General features: G+C 38.5%; 14 protein-coding genes. 10 read left to right on the plus strand and 4 right to left on the minus strand.

The features are described from left to right. Window positions 1-14 precede the first annotated feature (14 nt). On the plus strand, window positions 15-767 hold the full coding sequence (locus tag FEE95_RS14490; protein ID WP_138658723.1) for a C40 family peptidase: 753 nt from the start codon (window positions 15-17) through the stop codon (window positions 765-767). Between the two features lie 48 nt (window positions 768-815). On the opposite strand, the gene FEE95_RS14495 is transcribed toward FEE95_RS14490, so the two are convergent. Continuing rightward, on the minus strand, window positions 816-2,078 hold the full coding sequence (locus FEE95_RS14495) for a tetratricopeptide repeat protein (protein ID WP_138658724.1): 1,263 nt from the start codon (window positions 2,076-2,078) through the stop codon (window positions 816-818). Between the two features lie 40 nt (window positions 2,079-2,118). Continuing rightward, complete coding sequence (gene gyrA / locus FEE95_RS14500) at window positions 2,119-4,668, minus strand: DNA gyrase subunit A (protein ID WP_138658725.1); 2,550 nt, start codon at window positions 4,666-4,668, stop codon at window positions 2,119-2,121. A 260-nt stretch (window positions 4,669-4,928) separates the two neighbouring features. On the opposite strand from gyrA, the gene FEE95_RS14505 reads away from it, so the two are divergent. Together FEE95_RS14505 and FEE95_RS14510 are read left to right on the plus strand one after the other, a co-directional pair. Beyond that, window positions 4,929-7,478: an ATP-dependent Clp protease ATP-binding subunit gene (locus FEE95_RS14505; protein WP_138658726.1), complete on the plus strand. Its 2,550-nt coding sequence runs from the start codon at window positions 4,929-4,931 to the stop codon at window positions 7,476-7,478. Window positions 7,479-7,680: 202 nt separating this feature from the next. Next, on the plus strand, window positions 7,681-8,082 hold the full coding sequence (locus tag FEE95_RS14510; RefSeq protein ID WP_138658727.1) for an STAS/SEC14 domain-containing protein: 402 nt from the start codon (window positions 7,681-7,683) through the stop codon (window positions 8,080-8,082). Window positions 8,083-8,171: 89 nt separating this feature from the next. Here FEE95_RS14510 and FEE95_RS14515 read toward each other — a convergent pair whose 3' ends face one another. Continuing rightward, window positions 8,172-9,716 carry an NAD(P)H-hydrate dehydratase gene (locus FEE95_RS14515; protein ID WP_138658728.1) on the minus strand — a complete coding sequence of 515 codons (1,545 nt, stop codon included), beginning with the start codon at window positions 9,714-9,716 and terminating at the stop codon, window positions 8,172-8,174. A gap of 307 nt (window positions 9,717-10,023) precedes the next feature. Between FEE95_RS14515 and thrA the strand changes: the two genes are divergently transcribed. From thrA to FEE95_RS14550, 7 genes are all read left to right on the plus strand, one after another. Then, window positions 10,024-12,468 carry a bifunctional aspartate kinase/homoserine dehydrogenase I gene (gene thrA, locus FEE95_RS14520; RefSeq protein WP_138658729.1) on the plus strand — a complete coding sequence of 815 codons (2,445 nt, stop codon included), beginning with the start codon at window positions 10,024-10,026 and terminating at the stop codon, window positions 12,466-12,468. An 88-nt stretch (window positions 12,469-12,556) separates the two neighbouring features. Beyond that, window positions 12,557-13,486 carry a homoserine kinase gene (locus tag FEE95_RS14525; RefSeq protein ID WP_138658730.1) on the plus strand — a complete coding sequence of 310 codons (930 nt, stop codon included), beginning with the start codon at window positions 12,557-12,559 and terminating at the stop codon, window positions 13,484-13,486. Next, window positions 13,487-14,782, plus strand: a complete 1,296-nt coding sequence (gene thrC / locus FEE95_RS14530; protein ID WP_138658731.1) for a threonine synthase — start codon at window positions 13,487-13,489, stop codon at window positions 14,780-14,782. Window positions 14,783-14,873: 91 nt separating this feature from the next. Next, window positions 14,874-15,959 carry a glycine cleavage system aminomethyltransferase GcvT gene (gene gcvT, locus FEE95_RS14535; RefSeq protein ID WP_138658732.1) on the plus strand — a complete coding sequence of 362 codons (1,086 nt, stop codon included), beginning with the start codon at window positions 14,874-14,876 and terminating at the stop codon, window positions 15,957-15,959. 6 nt (window positions 15,960-15,965) lie between these two features. Beyond that, a complete protein-coding gene (locus tag FEE95_RS14540; protein ID WP_138658733.1) occupies window positions 15,966-16,814 on the plus strand; it encodes a sugar nucleotide-binding protein in 849 nt (282 codons plus the stop codon). Window positions 16,815-16,986: 172 nt separating this feature from the next. Next, on the plus strand, window positions 16,987-17,274 hold the full coding sequence (locus FEE95_RS14545; protein WP_138658734.1) for a 4a-hydroxytetrahydrobiopterin dehydratase: 288 nt from the start codon (window positions 16,987-16,989) through the stop codon (window positions 17,272-17,274). A 143-nt stretch (window positions 17,275-17,417) separates the two neighbouring features. After that, window positions 17,418-18,128, plus strand: coding sequence for a YebC/PmpR family DNA-binding transcriptional regulator (locus FEE95_RS14550; RefSeq protein ID WP_138658735.1), 711 nt, complete (start codon window positions 17,418-17,420; stop codon window positions 18,126-18,128). Window positions 18,129-18,199: 71 nt separating this feature from the next. On the opposite strand, the gene FEE95_RS14555 is transcribed toward FEE95_RS14550, so the two are convergent. Beyond that, a complete protein-coding gene (locus tag FEE95_RS14555; protein ID WP_138658736.1) occupies window positions 18,200-22,366 on the minus strand; it encodes a BspA family leucine-rich repeat surface protein in 4,167 nt (1,388 codons plus the stop codon). Window positions 22,367-22,711 lie beyond the last annotated feature (345 nt).

Below are 22,711 nucleotides of genomic sequence, written 5' to 3' on the forward strand. Positions count from 1 at the left end.
ACCTCTATCAAACCATGCAATACGGTATTTGCCCCCTGAGTGTCGTTCCAATTCGAGCGACTGCTGATGATGCTGGAGAAATGGTATCTCAATTATTATACGGAGAGCATTTTAAAATCTTGGAACATCGCAAACGCTGTAGCCGTATTCGTTTAGCATTTGATGGCTTTGAAGGGTGGGTAAGCAATCGCCAAATTGTTATCATTGAGGAGAAAGATTACGAAATACTAGAGAACTCTAATAACGTAAAATATTCAAGCGACCTGATTTCTTTTGTTTCCGAAGATTCTGGAACCCTACTTCCAATCATAATAGGCTCTTCTGTGCAAAAAGTTAAGGCGCTCCCACATACTTTCGAGGGAAGTACAATAGATTCCAAAAGAGAAAAATTCAATCTTGTACAAACTGCCTTGACATACCTAAATGCTCCCTTTTTGTTGGGAGGGCGCACTCCTTTCGGAGTTGACAGTTCTGGTTTCACTCAAATGGTTTACAAAATAAATGGATATTCCTTGAAAAGAAAATCATCCGAACAATCGGTGCAAGGTGAAGCCTTAAGTTTTATAGAAGAGAGTGAGCCAGGTGATTTGGCATTTTTTGACAACAAAGAGGGTATTATTGACCATGTGGGTATTATTATGAAAGACAATTACATAATTCACGCTTTTGGAAAAGTAAGGATTGACCGTTTGGACCATACCGGTATCTTCAATGCCGAAACAAGAAATTATACCCACTCACTTCGTGTAATTAAAAAAATGGCATAAAAAACCCCCGTATGAAGTGGGGGTTTTAATTTCAACAGAGAATGTGTATTACTCTCCTAATAACTTTTTGATGCGCATGAAGTTTTCATTGTCACCCATTGCACCATAAATGTTCTTCAACTGTGAAAGAAGTCCTTGGTTATCAGGATTCTGCTTTAGAGCATCTTCAAGAATTTTTGCGCCTTGACCAAATAAATCATCTTTCTTTTGCTTTAATTCATCGTATCTAGCAATATCGCTTCTTGAATTTCCTAAAGAATTCATTTCATCAATCAATCCATTTCCTTCATTTACATATGTAGTAGAAAGGTTCAATTGGGCGTTGGTATAATTAGGGTCTGCTGCAAGGGCTTTCATGTATGAAGCTCTAGCTTCTTCAAGATTTCCTTGTTCCATATTGATTACACCAATATTGTAATGTAAATCGGCATTATCAGGCTCCATCTGAGCAGCTTCGGCCATTAGTGTCTTGAATTTATCCTTATCACCAAGTTTGTAATGAAGATTAGCCTCTTGTAGAATTAAGTTTACATCATCAGGATTACTTGCCCGTGCTTTTGTATAGGCTTCAAGTGCTTTATCATCTTGACCTAATTGCCCGTAGATTAAAGCTGTGTTCTTTACTATTTCAGCTCTCTTCGATGGTGTTTTTTCATCTAGAGGATCGGTATAAGTTCCAGACTTAACCATTAAATCTCTCTGGACCTTGTCCATTATTTCAACTTCACCACTTGCGGTATTGGTTGCTTTATAAACCGTAGCGCTTCCATCATAACCCACTTCTTGCAGCTCATTATAATAGGTCAAAGCTTGCTCATAATGAGCACCATTTACAGCACTACTGGCAGCATAATACAGATAAGAAGTGTCCTTGGGGCTAATTTTATAACTCATGTACAACTTTTCAGCTGCTTGTTTAAAGTTCTTTTTGCCGTTATCATCTACCGCAGAATTTACCAAATCGGCTACTACAGCTGCCAATCGTTGATTTGTTTCATCGGTATACTTTGCTTTACCACTTGTTTCTTCAACTTCAACTACTTTTTTAAAAGAGTCCACTGCCTCTGAAAAAGCCTCATTATCACCACCTTTTGCCAATTCAGCATAAGCCTTACCTCTCAAAAAGTGATATTGTGCCTGCATTTTTGCATCTGCTCCCGCAATCGATCCTGATGCAGCTTCCAAAGAGGTTTTTGCAGCCATTGCATCACCGCCTTTTAATGCTTTTTCAGCAGCTTTGATTTCCGTTTTCTGAGCTAAACCAACCATTGAAAAGGACATGGCAGCCAGTATAAAAATTTTAGTTTTCATTTTCGAATTAATTAAAAATTAGAGTTTATTGATTATTATTTTATTCTTCTTCGGAGCTATTTTCAGTCGCATCCGTGCTTCCATTATCAATAGCCGTGCCATCTTCGGTAGTTACCTCAATATCAAGGATATCCACTTCGTCAAGATCATCTTCTTCCTTCATAACCTTAGCCACCGCAGCAATAGAATCATCACCTTTGATGTTGATTAATTTCACCCCCTGGGTAGCTCTCCCCATCACCCTAAGGTCTTCTACAGACATACGGATTGCAATACCTGATCGGTTGATAATCATAAGGTCGTCTGAATCAGATACGTTTTTAATCGCCACAAGGTTGCCGGTCTTCTCGGTTATTGAAATTGTTTTCACACCTTTTCCCCCTCTGTTGGTGATACGATAGTCTTCAATACTAGACCTTTTACCATATCCATTTTCGGAAACTACAAGAAGTTCGTCCTCGAAATTATGAACTGAAACCATTCCTATTACTTCATCATTTTCACTTGCCAATCGAATACCTCGTACACCGGAAGCATTTCGACCCATAGGTCTCGTTTTACTTTCTTCAAAGCGAATGGCCTTACCGGATTTCAAGCCTAAGAAAATTTGACTCGTTCCCGTAGTCAACTTTGCTTCCAGCAATTCATCATCTTCACGAATTCCGATAGCGTTAATACCGTTTTGACGTGGTCTAGAATACTGCTCAAGAGATGTTTTCTTTACAGTTCCTTTTTTGGTAGCCATTATTACATAATGACTATTTACATATTCTTCATCCTTCAAATCTTGAGTACAAATGAAAGCTTTTACCTTATCCGTATTGTCGATATTTATCAAATTCTGAATCGCCCTACCTTTAGAAGTTTTACTTCCTTCGGGAATTTCGTAAACCCGCATCCAGAAACATTTTCCTTTTTGTGTAAAAAACAGCATGTACTGATGGTTCGTACCAACGAATAAATGTTCTAAGAAATCTTCATTTCGAGTGGAAGAAGCTTTTTGACCAACTCCTCCTCTATTTTGGGTTTTATATTCTGTTAGGGGCGTCCTTTTAATGTAACCCGCATGAGAAATGGTGATTACCACCTGCTCATTCGGAATCATATCTTCCATACTCAAATCACCGCCTGCAAAGTTGATTTCAGAACGACGTTCATCACCGTACTTATCTTTGATTTCAAGAAGCTCCTCCTTAATGATATCCATTCTTCGCTCTTTGCGGTCAAGGATATCTTTTAAATCGGCAATAGTCTTGATTATCTCATCATACTCTTCACGAAGTTTATCTTGCTCCAGTCCTGTTAATTGACGTAGTCGCATTTCGACAATCGCCTTGGCTTGAATTTCAGATAGCTTGAAGCGTTCTATAAGGTTTGCCCTGGCTTCTTCAGCGTTAGAAGAAGCTCTGATAATCTTGATTACTTCATCAATATTATCGGAGGCTATGATTAGTCCCTCTAAAATGTGAGCTCTATCTTCAGCTTTTTTCAGTTCAAACTTCGTACGGCGAACAACAACTTCATGACGATGTTCCACAAAATAATGAATCATCTCTTTAACATTGAGCAGTTGCGGTCTTCCTTTTACCAAAGCAATGTTATTGACGCTAAAAGAGGATTGTAGTGCGGTATATTTAAAGAGCGTATTTAAAACGATATTTGGAACGGCGTCACGCTTCAAAATATAAACAATACGCATCCCTTTTCTATCTGATTCATCGCGAATACTAGAAATGCCTTCTATTTTTTTATCATTGACCAAATCGGCAGTTTTTTTGATCATGTCTGCCTTATTGACCTGATATGGTATTTCCGTTACAATGATACATTCTCGACCTTGAACTTCTTCAAAAGTAGCTTTAGCGCGCATAACAACACGACCCCTTCCTGTGTGAAAAGCTTCTTTTACGCCGTCATATCCATAGATAATACCTCCTGTTGGAAAATCAGGAGCTTTTATATGTGTAATTAGCTCATCGATTTCAATATCATTATTCTCGATATATGCTACCGTACCGTCAATAACTTCGGAAAGGTTATGAGGAGGCATGTTAGTCGCCATACCTACCGCAATACCTGATGCTCCATTCACCAGTAAATTCGGAACTCTTGCCGGAAGCACCGTAGGCTCTTCCAGTGAATCATCAAAATTTAGTTGGTGGTCAACAGTATCTTTATCGATATCCGCCAACATGTCATCAGCAATCTTACGCATACGGGCTTCTGTGTAACGCATTGCCGCCGGACTATCGCCGTCTATCGAACCAAAGTTACCCTGACCATCCACAAGCATGTAGCGCAAACTCCATTCCTGTGCCATACGGACCATTGAATCGTAAACGGAAGTATCTCCATGCGGGTGATACTTACCTAAAACTTCACCAACAATACGAGCAGATTTCTTGTGAGCACTTGATGATCGAACTCCTAGTTCGTACATTCCGTACAGCACCCTTCTGTGCACAGGTTTTAGTCCATCCCTGACATCTGGGAGGGCACGTGACACAATGACCGACATTGAATAATCAATGTAGGCAGATTTCATTTCATCTTCGATATTAATCGGTATCAATTTTTCGCCTTCTGCCATTTCTAAATTTTACTAAATTTTATGGGTTAAAAAAGTATGCCAATATACGTAAAATAGACCCCTTCAAAGCATACATCAAAACGTTTCTTCAACAATTTATTAACACTTTCTGCGTTGTGGTTAGTTGATAATTACAATGTTAATTATTTTGTAATTCAGACCTTTTTTCGTCATTTCGAACATCTTTAACGAATTGAGGTACAGTATTTGCCTTAGATTGCCTGAGATTTATTAATTTTAATGCTGATACGCATAGTTATATGGATGATAATTTTTCCCCAAGAGTAAAAGATGTAATTGCTTACAGTAAAGAGGAAGCACTAAGGCTGGGTCACGATTTTATCGGCACCGAACACTTAATGCTAGGATTGTTGCGTGATGGAAATGGTAAAGCAATTAGCATTCTTGACGCACTTGATGTCGACTTAGATCACCTTCGACGCAAGGTTGAAATTCTAAGTCCTTCAAATCCAAATCAAGGAAGTGTACAAAAAGATAAAAAAAACCTGCATCTTACTAGACAAGCAGAACGAGCTTTGAAAACTACTTTTTTAGAAGCTAAACTTTTTCAGAGTTCTTCTATAAATACCGCACACTTATTACTTTGTATTTTACGAAACGAGAACGACCCAACTACCAAGTTGCTGCATAAGTTAAAGGTAGATTATGACGGAGTGAAGGAACAGTTCAAATTCATGATTACAAGCGACGACGATATTGTTGATGCGCCAACCTCAGAATCTTTTCCTAGTGACAATGATGATGTGAACGAGGGCAAAGAAGGAAATTTCGGAGCTCCCTCTAGTCAAAAAGGGAACAAGAAATCCAAAACTCCGGTTCTAGATAATTTCGGACGAGATCTTACCGCGATGGCGGAGGAGAATAAACTTGACCCAGTTGTCGGCCGTGGAAAAGAAATTGAGCGGGTTTCTCAAATTTTAAGTAGAAGAAAGAAAAACAATCCGTTGTTGATTGGTGAACCTGGTGTGGGAAAAAGTGCCATCGCTGAAGGCTTGGCGTTACGGATTATAAATAAAAAAGTTTCACGTATTCTTTATGGAAAACGTGTTGTTACGCTTGACCTTGCTTCTTTGGTTGCAGGCACAAAATACCGTGGACAGTTTGAAGAGCGAATGAAAGCCGTTATGAATGAATTGGAAAAGAATGATGATGTTATTCTTTTTATTGATGAGATTCATACCATAGTTGGTGCTGGTGGCGCTACGGGAAGCTTAGATGCCTCCAATATGTTTAAGCCCGCCTTAGCAAGAGGTGAGATTCAATGTATAGGTGCTACAACTTTAGATGAATATAGACAGTATATTGAAAAAGATGGGGCTTTAGAGCGACGTTTTCAAAAAGTGATCGTTGAGCCCACTTCTGTTGATGAAACAATTGAAATTCTTCAAAATATAAAGGAGAAGTACGAAGATCATCATAACGTTAGCTATACCGAGGAGGCCATTGTTGCTTGCGTAAAGTTGACGAACAGGTACATGACGGATCGTTTCCTTCCAGACAAAGCTATTGATGCCTTAGATGAAGCCGGATCCCGTGTACATATAGTTAACATGGATGTACCTAAGCAGATTGTTGAGCTTGAAAAGCAATTAGAAGATGTTCGAGAATTAAAGAACAGTGTTGTCAAAAAGCAGAAGTATGAAGAGGCTGCAAAGCTTCGCGATGATGAAAAACGCTTAGAAAAGGAACTAGCTGTTGCTCAAGAGAAATGGGAAGACGATAGCAAAATGCACAAGGAAACCGTTAATGAAGACAATGTCGCTGACGTAGTTTCGATGATGAGCGGTATCCCGGTGAATCGTATTGCACAAACAGAAAGCAATAAATTGGCCGAATTGCCAGAGCTTATCAAGGCAAATGTTATTGGTCAAGATGAAGCAGTTGCTAAGGTTGCAAAAGCCATTCAAAGAAATAGAGCGGGATTGAAAGATCCCAATAAACCTATTGGCTCTTTTATATTTTTAGGTCAAACAGGGGTTGGTAAAACACAGTTAGCCAAAGTATTAGCTAAGGAATTATTTGACTCTGAAGATGCGCTTATAAGAATTGATATGAGTGAGTACATGGAGAAATTTGCCATTTCACGATTAGTAGGTGCACCTCCTGGGTATGTTGGTTATGAAGAGGGCGGACAGCTTACAGAAAAAGTGCGTCGCAAACCTTATTCCGTTATATTATTGGATGAAGTTGAAAAAGCGCACCCTGATGTATTTAATATGCTACTTCAAGTTTTAGATGATGGATATTTAACAGATAGTCTTGGTAGAAAAATTGATTTTAGAAATGCCATTATTATTATGACATCCAATATTGGCGCTCGTCAATTGAAGGATTTTGGACAAGGCGTTGGTTTCGGAACCTCAGCAAAAAAGTCACAGGCAGATGCACACCAAAAAGGAGTTATCGAAAATGCTTTGAAAAAAGCTTTTGCCCCCGAATTCTTGAATAGAATTGACGATGTTATTGTATTTAATCCGTTAGAAAGAGAAGATATTCATCAAATTATCGATATCGAGCTTGCGAAGCTGTTCGCAAGAATCAAGGATATTGGATACGATTTAAAGCTAACTGATGCGGCTAAGGACTATATTGCCGAAAAAGGTTTTGACAAGCAATATGGGGCTAGACCATTAAAAAGGGCTATTCAGAAGTATATTGAAGATTCTTTAGCTGAGGAAATCGTGAATTCAAAACTTGAAGAGGGTGATAGTATTCACATGGATTTAGACAAAAAGAAAGAAGAACTTACCATAAAGATAAAGAAGCCCAAAAAGTCTTCAGAAGCTTAATAGATGTAAGAAATTAGAACAAACGGGGTCATCTAAAATGGCTCCTTTTTTTGTCCCTAATCAGTACCCTAGTAAGAAATAAAACACAGGCAACCCCAGTAAAACGCAGTACGAACGATATTTGCGCTATTGGTCTATTATTTTTCCCTAACGTGACAGGTAGCTCTACTTTCGTGTGAGACACACTATAACACGAATTTAAATGAAGTTAGGACAATCAAAGAAGACAGTTGTTGTCAGAGAGTATCAATTGGAAGTTGGAAAGATTCAAGTCTTTGACAACTACATGGTATCCGTTTTTGAAGATGGAGCTACGCTGACCTTAGAAAGAGCATATCAAATTTTAGGTATTGCAGAAATACACTTTAGGAATAAAGACTTTGGCTATATCAGCCTTCGTAAAAACTCGTATGCAATTGACCCTACGGTTTATACCTATTTAAGAGGGCTAGATAACCTAAAGGCCTTTGCCATTGTTTCGGTAAAGGAAATCGATATGCATAATTTTAAAATAGAGAAACTTTTCTACAAGAAGCCAATGAAGTTCTTCATTAAATATGAGAACGCATTGGCCTGGGTTAAGAGAAGAATTAGAGGAAAATAATAAAAGTTGTGAATGGCGAACAACTAAAAGTCCCAAGGTTTTAAACCTTGGGACTTTCTTATTCTATCTTAAGTGTAATTCAAAGAATACTATTGTGCTTCCTCGGATTGAACCTGCTGCGGTGGCTCAGGTATTTTGAACAAATCAATAAAAGCCTTACCAATACCCTGGATAATTTTTGAAGCAGTCAATGATTGATAACCAGTTTCTTCAACCGATATATCACCAGCTTTTCCATGCAGATACACTCCAAAAACCGCTGCTTTTAAAGGCTCATATCCTTGGGCTACCAACCCAGATATAATTCCAGTAAGGGCATCTCCACTCCCCGCTGTTGCCATACCGGGGTTTCCCGTTGTGTTGATATAACCTCTTTCACCATATACGGTAATTGAATGTGCCCCCTTTATTACTATGATGCAATTGTTCGTTTTAGAAAAGGTTTTTGTCTTCTTTAGTTTATCAAAATCGTCTTTCCATTTCCCTATTAGTCTTTCAAGCTCTTTTGGATGTGGCGTCAGAATGGTCTGAGCAGGCAACTTTTTTAATAAGTCTTTGTTCTTGGCTAGAATATTTAATCCATCAGCATCAATTACCAAAGGTGTTTTGTTATTCTCAAGAAAGTCAGAAATTGCTTTTACAGTATCCTCAGCAGTTCCTAGCCCTATTCCAATTCCAATGACAGAAGGCTCCATATCAAACTCAATTTTAGAAATGGAATCTTTGCCCCCCGTAAGAACCATTGCCTCTGGTAAAGCTGTTTGGAGAGAAGTTAAGCCACATTCAGGAACATATGCCGTTACCAAACCTGCGCCAGAATTTAAACAGGCCTTTGAGGCTAGTGTTACAGCGCCAATTTTTCCTTTACTCCCACCTAATATTAATGCGTGTCCGTAGGTTCCTTTGTGGGAATACTTTTTTCTAGGGATATAGAATGGTAGCACATCATGCTTCCCAATTAAATCATATTCGGTTTCAGTAGTTGTCAAATATTCAGGGTCTAAACCGATATCCAACACTTCCCATTGATCAATATATTTTCCTGTCTCCGGAAGAAAAAATACCAGCTTCGGAGTTTGAAAGCTCAATACAAAGTTAGCCTTGATTGCATCTTTCTCTTCTTTAGGAACTCTATCCGTAAATAATCCTGAGGGAATATCCACAGAAAGCACAAACGCTTCAGTTTCCTGCAAATGATTCATAAGATTTACAACCCAAGGTGCAGGTGCCCTGTTTAGCCCTATACCGAAAATGGCATCGACAATTATATCATCTCGCCCAATAAGGGGCATAGTGCAATCAGAATCTAAAAATTCAGGCCAAATCTTTCGGTCCTTTAAGCGCTCTAAATTGATTAAAAAATCTTTCGAACGCTTCTTACTGTAATTCACTACGTAAACAGCAATATTATAACCATGTTCCTGTAAATGTCTTGCCAAAGCGATGCCATCTCCTCCATTATTTCCTATGCCACAAAACAAGTGAATTTTTACCGGAGCACCTTGCATTCGCGTATGAATCCAATTAAAAATCTGAACCGCAGAACGTTCCATCAAAATCTCACTTGAAATCTGTTGTTTTTCAATTGTGAATTTATCGGCTTCATAAATTTGTGCGGCACTGAAAAGCTTCATAATGGTATTCTTAATTTTAGGTTGGCAATTAAAGCTAAAATCTAACAATTGATACTATAAAATCCGATTTAATATCGAATCCATAAAAATTCAACTGATGATTTGATTAAGCAGTCAAAAGTACTACTTTTACTACTTTATTAGACCAATGCTCGATATGAGATTCGATATAGCAACTAATTTTTCTATTACAAATGGCTTTACGTACACTACAGCCGCTACAACCCCTATGGGGTAATTTGCTATATATTTCGTCCGTCTGCCTTTTTAGGCCCTTTTCAAAAAATTACATTTTTAATTCAATGACATGCAAGTCTTAAAATTCGGCGGTACTTCGGTTGCCAATGCTCAAAATATTTCCTTAGTAAAAGATATCGTAGCGAATTGCGCTGCCGATAATTGCATAATAATCGTTTCTGCTCTAGGTGGAATTACCGACACTTTGTTGAATGCTGCAAACCTTTCTTCAAAACAAGATGAAGGATATAAAACGGTGCTAAAAGAAATTGAGACAAGACATCTAGATACGGTTAAAAGCTTAATTCCTGTACATGCGCAAAGCACTATTTTGAGTAAAATTAAAAGTGAATTAAACACACTTGAAGACTTACTAGAAGGTGCTTTCTTAATTGGAGAGATCACTCCTCAACTATCAGACAAAATTGTTAGCTATGGAGAAATGCTTTCTTCATACATCATTAGTGAGTACTTCCAACATCAGCAACTAGACGCCGGCCATGTTGACAGTAGAACGCTCATTATCACTAATGAAGTAAATGAAAAAGCTGCTGTAAATTTTAAAATTACCAATGCAAACTGTAAAAAGTTTTTCTCCAAAACTCCTCATAAAATTATCGTAGCGGGAGGTTTTGTTGCCTCCTCAGAAAGTGGAAACCCTACAACGCTTGGTCGCGGGGGTTCCGATTACACTGCGGCTATTATTGCTGCCGCAGTGGATGCCGAAATACTTCAAATCTGGACTGACGTTAGCGGTATGTACACAGCTAATCCTAAATTGGTAAAACAGGCGAAAGCAATTCCTCATATCTCCTATGAAGAGGCCATGGAATTATCACACTTTGGAGCAAAAGTATTATACCCTCCGACAATTCAACCGGTATTGGCGAAAGGAATATCCATAGAAATAAAAAATACATTCAAACCAGAGGATAAAGGGACCTTAATTACCAAAAATCAAAACGAAAAAGGAAAAACGGTTCGTGGTATAAGCCATGTTGAAAATATTGCATTGCTCTCTTTAGAAGGTCCAGGCATGGTTGGTATACCAGGAATCTCAAAACGCTTTTTCGAAGTGCTTTCTCAAGCAGAAATCAGCGTGGTTTTGATTACGCAAGCTTCATCAGAACATTCTATTTGTGTTGGTATTTCTACAGATGATATTGATAAAGCGGTACAGATTGTAAATAGTGCTTTTGAATATGAAATAGAACGCGGAAAAATTAAACACGTTATAGCAGAGCAGAACTTGGCCATTATCGCACTAGTAGGTGATAATATGAAAAGTCATCAGGGACTAAGCGGAAAAATGTTCAGCACCCTAGGAAAGAATAATGTTAATATACGCGTAATCGCGCAAGGTGCTTCAGAGCGAAACATTTCAGCCGTTATCAAAAAAGATGATGTAAAGAAGGCCTTGAACGCTCTACATGAGGAGTTTTTTGAAGAAAACATAAAACAACTCAATCTTTTTGTAATGGGAGTTGGCAATGTAGGGGCTAAATTCTTAAACCAAGTTTGTCAACAGAAGAAATATCTCAAGGAAAATTTAAAACTAAACATTCGGGTAATTGGCTTATCGAATTCAAGAACTATGGTTTTTGATGATGGCGGAATTCCTCTTAAAAATTGGGAAGACACTTTAGCTTCCGGAGAAAAAGCTAATAAAGAACATTTCTTCGAAAAAGTAAATCAGCTCAATTATCGCAACAGTATTTTTGTGGATAACACTGCAAGTGCAGACGTTTCTACAACATACAACTCGTATTTGGGTAATAGCATTTCCGTTGTTACATGTAATAAAATCGCTTGTTCTTCGGAATATTCAAACTATCAAGAATTAAAGAGTCTCGCGCGAACTTATAATGCCCCATTTCTCTTTGAAACCAATGTGGGTGCAGGATTACCTATTATTGACACCTTAAAACATTTGATAGCCTCAGGTGATAAAATATTAAAAATTCAAGCTGTTTTATCAGGAAGCCTAAACTTCGTATTCAACAATTTCAATGACCAAACTTCGTTTCATGATGTGGTAAAACAAGCTCAAGAAGAAGGTTATACCGAACCTGACCCAAAAATAGATTTGAGTGGTGTTGATGTTATGCGGAAGATTTTGATTCTAGCTCGAGAGAGTGGAAATCAGTTGGAAATTAGTGATATTGAAAACAAATCATTCCTGCCACAGGAAAGTCTAGACACCGATAACAATGATGATTTCTTCGCCTCTTTGGCAAAGTATGAAGATGACTTTCAAAAGTTATATACTGACGCGGTTGCCAAAGAAAGTAAACTAAAGTATGTAGCGCAATTTGAGGAAGGAAAAGCAAGTGTTGGTCTACAGGAAATTCCAAAAGGGCATGATTTTTATAATTTGGAAGGAAGTGATAATATCGTGTTGTTTTACACCGAACGTTACCCGAATCAACCTATGATTATAAAAGGTGCCGGTGCCGGAGCAGATGTTACGGCGTCAGGTATTTTTGCTGATATCATTCGTATCGGAAATTTTTAAAACCAGCTGTCATATCGAGCGGAGTCGAGATGCTTCGTTACTAAAAAGGTTCTCGACTCCGCTCGAACTGACAGAAATAATAAGCTAAATGAAGCCTAACGAAATAAAAATATTTTGTCCAGCAACGATAGCCAACATCTCTTGTGGATTTGACGTGCTTGGTGTTGCTCTAGATTCCGTTGGAGATGAAATGGTAGTCCGAAAAACATCGGAAAAAGGCATTCGTATTACGAAACTTCAGGGCCAAGATTTACCCATGGAGACTCTTAAAAACGTTGCGGGAGTTGCAGGCTTAGCACTTTTGGAATCTAGCGATTCCCAATACGGATTCGAAATTGAAATTTATAAAAACATCAAAGCAGGAAGCGGAATCGGAAGTAGCGCAGCAAGTTCTACCGGTGCTGTCTGGGCCATGAATGAACTGTTAGACAAACCCTTTTCAACCATAGAATTAGTGAAGTTCGCCATGGAAGGTGAGCGTTTAGCAAGTGGCGTAGCACATGCGGACAATGTAGCCCCTGCCCTATTTGGTGGATTTACACTGGTGCGCAGTTATGAGCCCTTGGATATTATTCCTATACCAAGCCCTGAAGAATTATTCGCGACCGTAATACATCCCCAGATTGAAGTAAAGACTTCAGATTCCCGAAAAATATTAAAAACTAACATTACCTTGAAAGATGGCATTAAACAATGGGGTAATGTAGGTGGATTAGTAGCTGGGCTTTACACAAATGATTACGACCTAATTGGGCGTTCATTAGAGGACCATATTGTAGAACCCATTCGCTCCATATTGATTCCCGAATTCGATAAGGTGAAATCAGAAGCAATCGCTTCAGGCGCTTTAGGCTGTGGGATTTCAGGCTCTGGTCCATCGATATTCGCATTAAGTCGCAGAGAAAAGATAGCTCGAAAGGTCGCAGATTCAATGAAAGAGGTTTATAAAAATGTCGGAATCGATTACGAAATACATGTTTCAAAAATCAATTCTTCAGGAATAAAGATATTAGAATAAATGAATTTTTACAGTCTACATAAACAAGCACCTGAAGCATCCTTCAAAGATGCGGTGATTAAGGGAATAGCGCCGGACAGAGGTTTATACTTTCCAGAAAGCATAACGCCTTTACCTTCTTCTTTTTTTGAAAATATTGAAGAACTTTCCAATCAAGAAATTGCATTCAATGCGATTCATCAGTTTGTTAGCGATGACATTCCGAATGAGAAATTAAAGGAAATTTTAGGGAATGTACTGGACTTTGAATTTCCCGTTGTGGAGATTGAAGAAAACGTCGCGACACTTGAGTTATTCCACGGTCCCACAATGGCATTTAAAGATGTCGGCGCACGTTTTATGGCAAATTGTTTGGGGTATTTTTTCGAGGGAGAAACGAAAGAAGTCACAGTGCTAGTAGCCACTTCGGGGGATACTGGAGGAGCTGTAGCAAATGGATTCCTTGGAGTTGAAGGAGTGAAAGTGGTTATTTTATACCCTAGCGGAAAAGTTAGTGATATTCAAGAAAGACAATTAACAACACTAGGGCAGAACATTACCGCATTAGAAGTAGATGGTACTTTTGACGATTGCCAAAAAATGGTCAAGACAGCTTTTTTAGATGACGAACTATTAAGCAAAATGCAGCTAACTTCAGCAAATTCGATAAACGTTGCACGCTGGTTGCCACAGCTATTTTATTTCCTATTTGCATACAAACAAGCAAAATCTGTAAGCAAGGAAATTGTGTTTTCGGTTCCTAGCGGAAATTTTGGGAATATCTGTGCCGGAATGGTTGCCCAAAAGTTAGGTATGCCAGTCAAACACTTTGTTGCAGCAACCAATGTGAATGATACGGTTCCTGATTTTATGAAAACCGGTGAATACCGCCCCAAGCCTTCAACCGCAACCATTTCAAATGCTATGGATGTTGGCGACCCAAGCAACTTTATTAGAATTCGGCATTTATTTCAAGACAACTTCGAAGCTTTATCCGAAAACCTATCTTCATTCACTTTCTCAGATGAAGAGACTAGAGATGCTATGAAGGCTATTTATAGTGATTCAAAATACATTGCTGACCCACATGGCGCCATTGGTTATTTAGGATTGAAGAAGTATTATGAAACACATCGAGAAACCTATGGAATCTTCTTAGAAACAGCACATCCCGTGAAGTTTTTAGATGTGGTCGAAAAAACGATTCCTGAAAAATTATCAATTCCTGGGCAGATTCAAAAAGTTTTGGATAAGGAGAAAAAATCCATTCGTATCAAAACCTATGATGATTTGAAAACCTTTTTGATGAATCGTTAATTTCCGAAAACAAAATAGTTTAGAAAACAATAGCATCCTCTTTTTTCATCCCTAAATTATTCAATAGCTTTGCTAAGCTAAAAATTTAGATATGAAGAATACTGCTTTGACCCAAACACATGAAGCTCTTGGCGCTAAAATAGTCCCGTTTGCAGGGTATAACATGCCTGTTTCTTACGAAGGTGTAAATGTTGAACATGAAACCGTTCGAAATGGAGTTGGTGTTTTTGATGTTTCCCACATGGGGGAATTCTTGATTGGTGGTCCGAACGCTTTAGCTTTGATTCAGAAAGTTACCTCAAATGATGCAAGCAAACTTACTATTGGAAAGGCACAATATAGCTGTCTTCCCAATGAAACGGGTGGTATTGTTGATGATCTTATTGTCTACAGAATGAAAGAAGAACAATATTTGCTGGTGGTTAACGCCTCAAATATTGAAAAAGACTGGAATCATATTTCAAAATACAACGCAGAGTTCAATGCTGAAATGCGTGATATTTCTGAGGGATATTCGCTTTTGGCCATTCAAGGCCCAAAGGCAGTTGAAGCTATGCAAAGTTTAACTTCAGAAGACTTATCGACTATCAAATTTTACAATTTTGTAGTTGGGGATTTCGCTGGTATCGAACATGTAATTATTTCTGCTACCGGGTATACCGGCTCTGGGGGATTCGAAATCTATTGTAAAAACGAAGAAGTAAAGCAAGTATGGGATAAGGTTTTGGAGGCTGGAGTTGACTTTGGAATTAAACCCATTGGACTTGCAGCAAGAGATACTTTACGGCTAGAAATGGGATACTGTCTTTATGGAAACGATATCAATGATGAAACTTCTCCTTTTGCAGCAGGTTTAGGATGGATAACCAAATTCACAAAAGATTTTGTCAATAGTGAAGCACTTGCCAAGGAAAAAGCTCACGGACCAGAACGGAAGCTTATTGCTTTCGAATTGGATGAACGTGGAATTCCTAGAAACGATTATGATATCGTAGACGGACAAGGAAAAAAGATTGGTATTGTTACTTCAGGAACAATGTCACCATCTATGGGAAAAGGTATTGGACTGGGTTACGTACCGACTATTTTTTCAGAAGTAGGAAGCAAAATTAATATCCAGATTCGTAAAAATGCTGTTCCGGCAACAGTTGTAAAACTTCCTTTTTATAAAGCATAGGCTTGGATGAGTAAAAAAAAGGAAAAGCAATATGACGGAGGAAAAAAAATACTCATTCTAGGAGGAAGCGGTTTTATAGGAAACTCCATTTACAAGGAACTCTGTAACTATTTCGACACCTACGGAACCTATAACACGGCTAGAAGATCCTTCGAAAAAAACCAGCAATTTTTTAAGTATGACATGACGGAAGATGACATCTTTTCGTTGTTGGAAAAAGTCCGTCCGAATATCATCATATCTGCTGTCCGCGGAAACTTTGCTGCCCAGGTACAGGCGCATCAACATATCACAGAATACCTCATTCAGCATGATTGCAAATTGTACTTTATCTCTTCTGCTAATGTTTTTGACGCTTATAGTAAGTATCCTTCCTATGAAAATGACAAGACACTTTCGGAGAGTGTTTATGGCAGGTTGAAGATTCGTATTGAAAATATGTTACTGCGACTTCCTAAAGAAAAAATGGCAATTCTAAGGGTACCCATGGTATTTGGTAACGGTTCTCCAAGGATTAAGGAAATCAAGAAATTTATTTTGGAGAATGAACCCGTAGAGGTCTTTCCCAACCTAATATTGAATGTGACGAGCGCTGATAAATTGACACAACAAGTTCATTATTTAATCAATAGGAATAAAACCGGAGTCTTTCATTTAGGAAGCAAAGATTTGGTACATCACGAAGAATTCATTCAAGAGGTGGTTGAACGAATAGGCAATTTTAACCCTATTTACAAAAGGGTCTACACAACTAATGAAGACCGTTATCTAGCCGTACTTCCAAAGGATAATAAACTGCCGAAAAACCTGCAGATGAGCTATCAGGACATTATCGACCATCATATTTTAAGCTAAATAATAAAGACTCAAGACCACTTCGCTTTTAGCTATTAGACTCAAGACTTTTTTAGGTACTATAAAACGTTTCAGTACTTTTGAAAGATTTCAAATTATATGAAAGTTGATTTAATCAAGAAACACCGTTAGATTTCCTCTTTTGAGGAAATGATATTAAAAAAATATGAGCATGGAAAAATTATCAGAACAACAAATCACGGAATATTTAGGAAAATTAGACGGGTGGGAATATATAGACGGAGCTATCGAAACCTCTTTTGAGTTTGCAAACTTTAAAGAAGCCTTTGCCACCATGACTCGAATAGCTTTCGAATGCGAAGCCCAGGGACATCACCCCGATTGGAGTAATGTTTACAAGAATCTTCACATTCGATTAAACACGCATGATGCTGGCGGCGTAACAGAGAAAGATTTTAAGTTGGCACATACTATTGAAGAAATAATTGAGGGGGAATAATTCAGTTGGCAGTTCGTAGTTGGCAGTTGGCAGTTGGCAGTTGGCAGTTGGCAGTTGGATAATTAACTAACCAAAATTCTACATTTGAGCTTGAACTTGATTTTCTTAAATTTGCTATCGTTCAAATAAAATAATATATCACTATGGGAAGAGCTTTTGAATTCAGAAAAGCACGAAAAATGAAACGTTGGTCCGCAATGTCCAAAGCCTTTACACGTATTGGCAAAGACATAGTTATTGCCGTAAAGGAAGGAGGCCCTGACCCAGATTCAAATTCACGCCTTCGCGCTGTTATTCAGAATGCAAAGTCCGTGAACATGCCTAAGGACAATATTGAACGTGCCATAAAAAGGGCAAGCGATAAAAGTCAAGGAGATTATAAAGAAGTGTTATTTGAAGGTTATGCTCCCCACGGAATAGCCATTCTCATTGAAACCGCTACTGACAACAATACAAGAACCGTTGCCAATGTACGCAGCTATTTCAATAAATGTAATGGTAATTTAGGCACTTCAGGTTCGGTTGAATTTATGTTTGACCATACTTGTAATTTCAGAATTCCAGCTGAAGGCATCGACCCTGAAGAGTTAGAATTGGAAATGATTGACTATGGTGCCGAGGAAGTCTTCGTTGATGACGATGGAATTCTAATTTATGCACCTTTTGAAAGTTTTGGCGCCATTCAAAAAGAATTGGAAAAACGTGAAGTAGAAATTTTATCTTCTGGTTTTGAGCGTATTCCGCAAGTAACAAAACAGCTTACAGAAGAGCAGGTTGCGGATGTTGAGAAACTTTTAGAAAAAATTGAGGAAGATGATGATGTGCAGAATGTGTATCATACGATGCAAGAATGATGTTAGATAAAACTAAAAAAAGCGACCTGAAATTCAGGTCGCTTTTCTTTTATGAGTACAAAATATATCTACTATTTCTTAATGACCATCTGTTTTTGATGCTTTATTCCTTTGACATCAACCGAGTTTATAAAATAGGTGCCTGACTCCAAATCGTCTACCTGAAGAAGATACGAACCTTCATCGGCTACTTCTGGTCCGTTGTAGGAATGTACCAACCTACCCGTTACATCGAACACTTGGATTGTGGTAAGCTCCACTGGCTTTTCGAAACTCAAAGTGGTAGACGTTACTACTGGGTTAGGTGTCAAGATTGCTGCGTTTGTCTCTACAATAGCCCGTTTGCCACTTATACCTGAATTACATGTTTCATCGGCCTCACCAAATCCGGTAGGTACATTTGATGTTCTTGTTACGTACAACTTATCGAGCCCCGCGCCGTCTTCACGATGGCCTATTTCAATCGTATTTATTCCATCAATCAAATCGAAGGTCAAAAATGATGTATTGAGCTCGCGGTCATGGACCTGATGCCAACTGAAATCTGCACTACCCGGAATCAGGTTCCATCGCAGCCAGCTCTCCCCATTGACCCGTACCCAGAAACTATCGTCTTCTTGAGATGGTACACTTACCCTTGCATAGATCTTATAATTGCCTGCTTCCGCATCAACATCGAAAGTTACAATCGAATTCGGGTCGCTAGGCGCACCATTGTAATTCGCTCCTGCTGGTGGCAATAGATATTGTCCGCCTGATGCATTTGCATTATTAATTACACTCCAGTTTCCACCGACATTGGCACATTCGGCTTCTAGCCAGAATTCATCGTTTGAAGAAGGTTGACAATCTGCTGCTTTGCCAGCATCATTGATTGTCCAGCCATAATCCTCAATCAACTTTTGTCTTGCATTATCTGAATTGCAATAGCTAACTGTAATAGCATCCAAATTGAGATTTGAATTTAAACCTGTCAAATTGGCCCATCCTCTTAATGTGTTATCATAATTACCGGTTGACATCGCGGTATTGTTCAGGAAGTAACCCAGGTTGGAAACATTCCGAATATCCCAATCCCCTAAGTCTTGGTCATAAGAACTTGCTAGATTAAAAGTAGCGAACATGTTTTCAACATTCGATACATCCCACTGGCTAAGATCTTGGTTAAAAGCTACTGCCCCTGCAAATGTGCCTCTTAGTGTTTCTATATTGCTCACATCCCAGTCCCCAATATCACTATTGAATTGCCTCGTCAACTTAAACATTTCGGTCATATCGGTCACGTTCGAAACATCCCAATCGCCTATATCTTGGTTAAACAATCTTGCTTCTTCGAACATCCCTGCCATATTGGTCACATTGGAAACATCCCAATCGCCTATATCTTGGTTAAATACATCCGCATTTAAAAACATCGATCCCATACGTGTTACATTGGAAACATCCCAATCACCAATATCCTGGTTAAATGCTACGGCACGAGAGAACATCGATATCATATTCGTCACACTGGAAACATCCCAGCTATTAAATGCGTCAGTTCCTATTAGCTGGGTGCAATCTCTAAACATTCCACGTACTGAGGTAACATTAGATAAATTGGGTGCATCTGGGGCCACCACATCCAATCTGCGGCATTCCCTAAAGGCATTTTCCATACTATTCCATTCGATATCGCCCCATTGATCAATAGAAATTATCTTGTTTAAATCAGTATCAAAAGAAAGAATAAAATCATTAAAATAAATCCTCGGAAAACTGCCTACTATTGAAATTCTGTATGTACCAGGTGTAGCATAGGTATGTGTAATATCACCGGTTACCGCAGAATTAGAAGTACCATCTCCCCAATCCACCGTATAATTATATACCTCATCCGGGTGTGTTGGAATTGTAATTTGATTGTCCTCGGAAAATCCCTCATTGTCCGTTTTCCAAGTGGTAATAAAAGGTCTAAAAGCGATGGGCTCGCAATTTGCCCCAGATTCTCCAATATCATCTGGACCGTTTTGATCGTCAGCCCGTACAACAAATAGTTTATCAATACCTGCACCGTCTTCGCGATGCCCAATTTCTATAATATTCTCACCAGAAGTTAAATCATATGCCAAGGAGTTTCGAGGATTCTCTTGTCTATGAAATATGTGCCAGCTTAACTCACTACTACCTGGTATTAAATTCCATCGTACCCATTCGCCATTATTTACACGTATCCAGAAACTATCATCTTCCTGAGATGGCACACTTACTCTTGCATAAATTTTGTAGAGAAAATCATTTGCACTGAATTTAAAACGAATTATAGAGGCCTCATCAGTTGGGGGTTGATAATAATTATTTCCTGAAGGTGCAAGTAAATAAGCACCCCCGGAAGCATTATTATCGTTAACAATGTTCCAATTTGAACCTACTTCGGCGCATTCAGCCTCAAGCCAAATTTCATCTTGATCTTTACAGAGGATACCTTCATCCCTAATTCTCCAATTGAAATTGTCGATTATATATTGTCTTGCTACTTTACCTTCACAATAACGACTGCTAAAATTAATATCAAGGTTTGGTTTTAGATTTTGTTGACTCCAACCTATTAAGATTTTATCATAATTCTCTACAGAAAGTCCTCCTTGCCAAAACATGGAACGCGCGTAAGTAACATTAGACATATCCCAGTTACTAATATCTTGGTCAAAAGATTCAGTTAATTGAAACATAGCCGTCATAGAGGTTCCTTTACTAACATTCCAACCGGTGATATCTTGGTTAAAATCCCCAGCTTGGCTAAACATAAGGGCAAAATATTGCACGTTACTTACATTCCAATCAGATATGTCTTGATTAAAACTTCTCGCTCGGTTAAACATACCTTTAGTATTCGTCACGTTACTTAAATCCCATCGTGAAAAAGAATCATTTCCGATTAAAGATTCACACCGTCTAAACATATCATTTAAGTCCTGAACATTGGCCAGATTGGGCACGTCATTAGTCCTAACATCTAAATTTTCACAACCTGAAAACGCGTAAGCCATGGTAGACCATTGAATATCTCCCCACTGCTCTACCGTTAAAAGTTTGAATTCATCTCCTACAAAATCATTTAATTCAAGATTCCGGAAATATATACTTGGGAAAGTTCCATTTATAGAGACCGTATACGTACCGGGATTGGCATATGTATGCGAAGTATTTCCTGTAACCCCTGTACTGGAAGAGCCGTCGCCCCAATCCACAGTATAATCATAAACTTCATTGGGGTTAGTGGGTATAGTTATTTCATTAGTCGCTGAAATACCAGGATTATCTGTTTTCCAGGTTGTAATAAATGGTCTTGGTTTGGTACTATCATCTACAATTTCATAGTTTATTGTCTTAGGCGGACCTGCCTCACCACCTTGGTCAACTTCGGAATACGGTGTTGCCGTAATAGTGTGCATACCAATGCTAGTATTAGGTTCTATCCAAACTCCAAGCCCCATATCCTGATTAATTACTTTTGTTTCAGGAATACCTTCTTCATTTATATACTCGTAAAGCACGCTCTGTACTTGTTCATTAACATTAGCTCCTATGCCGACATAAGGACGGGAATTATTTACAAGTCCGATTTGGTCACCATTATTGAGGGGGTAGGCTCCATATGGGCTATCACCTCCCCAAAATTCCCAAACAGAAAACCCTGTAACAGCTATATTTTCCTGAACTTGTTTTCTTAAAATCTCAATCGCATTAATAACAGGGTGACGCTCACCACCAACAGCATCTCGAGAATCAAAATCAATATCAAGAACTCCTCCTGTAACTGTCACCTTATGTGTCTTGACCAACATTGCATCTGCACCGACCTCAGCGAAAATATCAAGGTTATCTTCAGCCAAAGCTCCTTCAATGTTTACATCAAAAACACGACTACCTACTCCACCAGTACCTCCGCCTGTTGCACCAAACCAGAGTTCTGCAAAATGAAGGTTCACGGTATAATCCCCATCAGGCAGGGGAATGTCATAGCTCATCTGTTGTGAGCGACTGAATCGGAAGGTTTGATAAGGTTCAGGTAAGCCTGTTTGTGGTCGATCTAATACGTTGCCGGTATCTGCATAACTGTCCGCTTCATACGTCACTCCATTATACTCCTCAGTTGCGCCCCCTGTATTCAGACGTAAGGCGAAATTTTCTTGAGCCTCAAGATTGTTGGCGGTACACAAGAAAATGAACAAGGCTAAAAAAGTAAAGTTTTTCATATGAATTGCATTTAAATTACTATTTGCTACTATGTATTATAAAGGGAGAAAAAGCACCCCATTCTTTGTGAATACCAAAAAAAGGTATTCTAATATGTATCTAAAAAGCAGGGGAGTATAATAGTAAGTTTGGGAAGGGCGTACATCGAAACGCATCCTTAAACTATCTTAATTTCAAGGGGTTATCAAGTTAATGTTGCAAAGTGTCGGTATTATGTGGTATCAAACAGCAAAGTTGTTGTGAGCCTATTTTATTACAACTGGAATCAATTTTTTAATTCCGATTGAAAAAATATTCATTAAAAAACAACTTGAATTTTAGATTCCTTTTTCTACCAATTTTTT

Origin of the sequence: Maribacter algarum (ex Zhang et al. 2020) (assembly GCF_005885635.1) — a bacterium.
Taxonomy (GTDB): Bacteria; Bacteroidota; Bacteroidia; order Flavobacteriales; family Flavobacteriaceae; genus Maribacter_C; species Maribacter_C algarum.

Excerpts from the sequence above, each read along its gene's own strand:
- FEE95_RS14490 (WP_138658723.1), top strand. The coding sequence starts at position 15 with ATGCAATACGGTATTTGCCCCCTGAGTGTCGTTCCAATTCGAGCGACT.
- FEE95_RS14555 (WP_138658736.1), bottom strand. The coding sequence starts at position 22,366 with ATGAAAAACTTTACTTTTTTAGCCTTGTTCATTTTCTTGTGTACCGCC.
- thrA (WP_138658729.1), top strand. The coding sequence starts at position 10,024 with ATGCAAGTCTTAAAATTCGGCGGTACTTCGGTTGCCAATGCTCAAAAT.
- FEE95_RS14515 (WP_138658728.1), bottom strand. The coding sequence starts at position 9,716 with ATGAAGCTTTTCAGTGCCGCACAAATTTATGAAGCCGATAAATTCACA.
- FEE95_RS14505 (WP_138658726.1), top strand. The coding sequence starts at position 4,929 with ATGGATGATAATTTTTCCCCAAGAGTAAAAGATGTAATTGCTTACAGT.
- thrC (WP_138658731.1), top strand. The coding sequence starts at position 13,487 with ATGAATTTTTACAGTCTACATAAACAAGCACCTGAAGCATCCTTCAAA.
- FEE95_RS14495 (WP_138658724.1), bottom strand. The coding sequence starts at position 2,078 with ATGAAAACTAAAATTTTTATACTGGCTGCCATGTCCTTTTCAATGGTT.
- FEE95_RS14545 (WP_138658734.1), top strand. The coding sequence starts at position 16,987 with ATGGAAAAATTATCAGAACAACAAATCACGGAATATTTAGGAAAATTA.
- FEE95_RS14550 (WP_138658735.1), top strand. The coding sequence starts at position 17,418 with ATGGGAAGAGCTTTTGAATTCAGAAAAGCACGAAAAATGAAACGTTGG.
- FEE95_RS14510 (WP_138658727.1), top strand. The coding sequence starts at position 7,681 with ATGAAGTTAGGACAATCAAAGAAGACAGTTGTTGTCAGAGAGTATCAA.
- gcvT (WP_138658732.1), top strand. The coding sequence starts at position 14,874 with ATGAAGAATACTGCTTTGACCCAAACACATGAAGCTCTTGGCGCTAAA.
- FEE95_RS14540 (WP_138658733.1), top strand. The coding sequence starts at position 15,966 with ATGAGTAAAAAAAAGGAAAAGCAATATGACGGAGGAAAAAAAATACTC.
- gyrA (WP_138658725.1), bottom strand. The coding sequence starts at position 4,668 with ATGGCAGAAGGCGAAAAATTGATACCGATTAATATCGAAGATGAAATG.
- FEE95_RS14525 (WP_138658730.1), top strand. The coding sequence starts at position 12,557 with ATGAAGCCTAACGAAATAAAAATATTTTGTCCAGCAACGATAGCCAAC.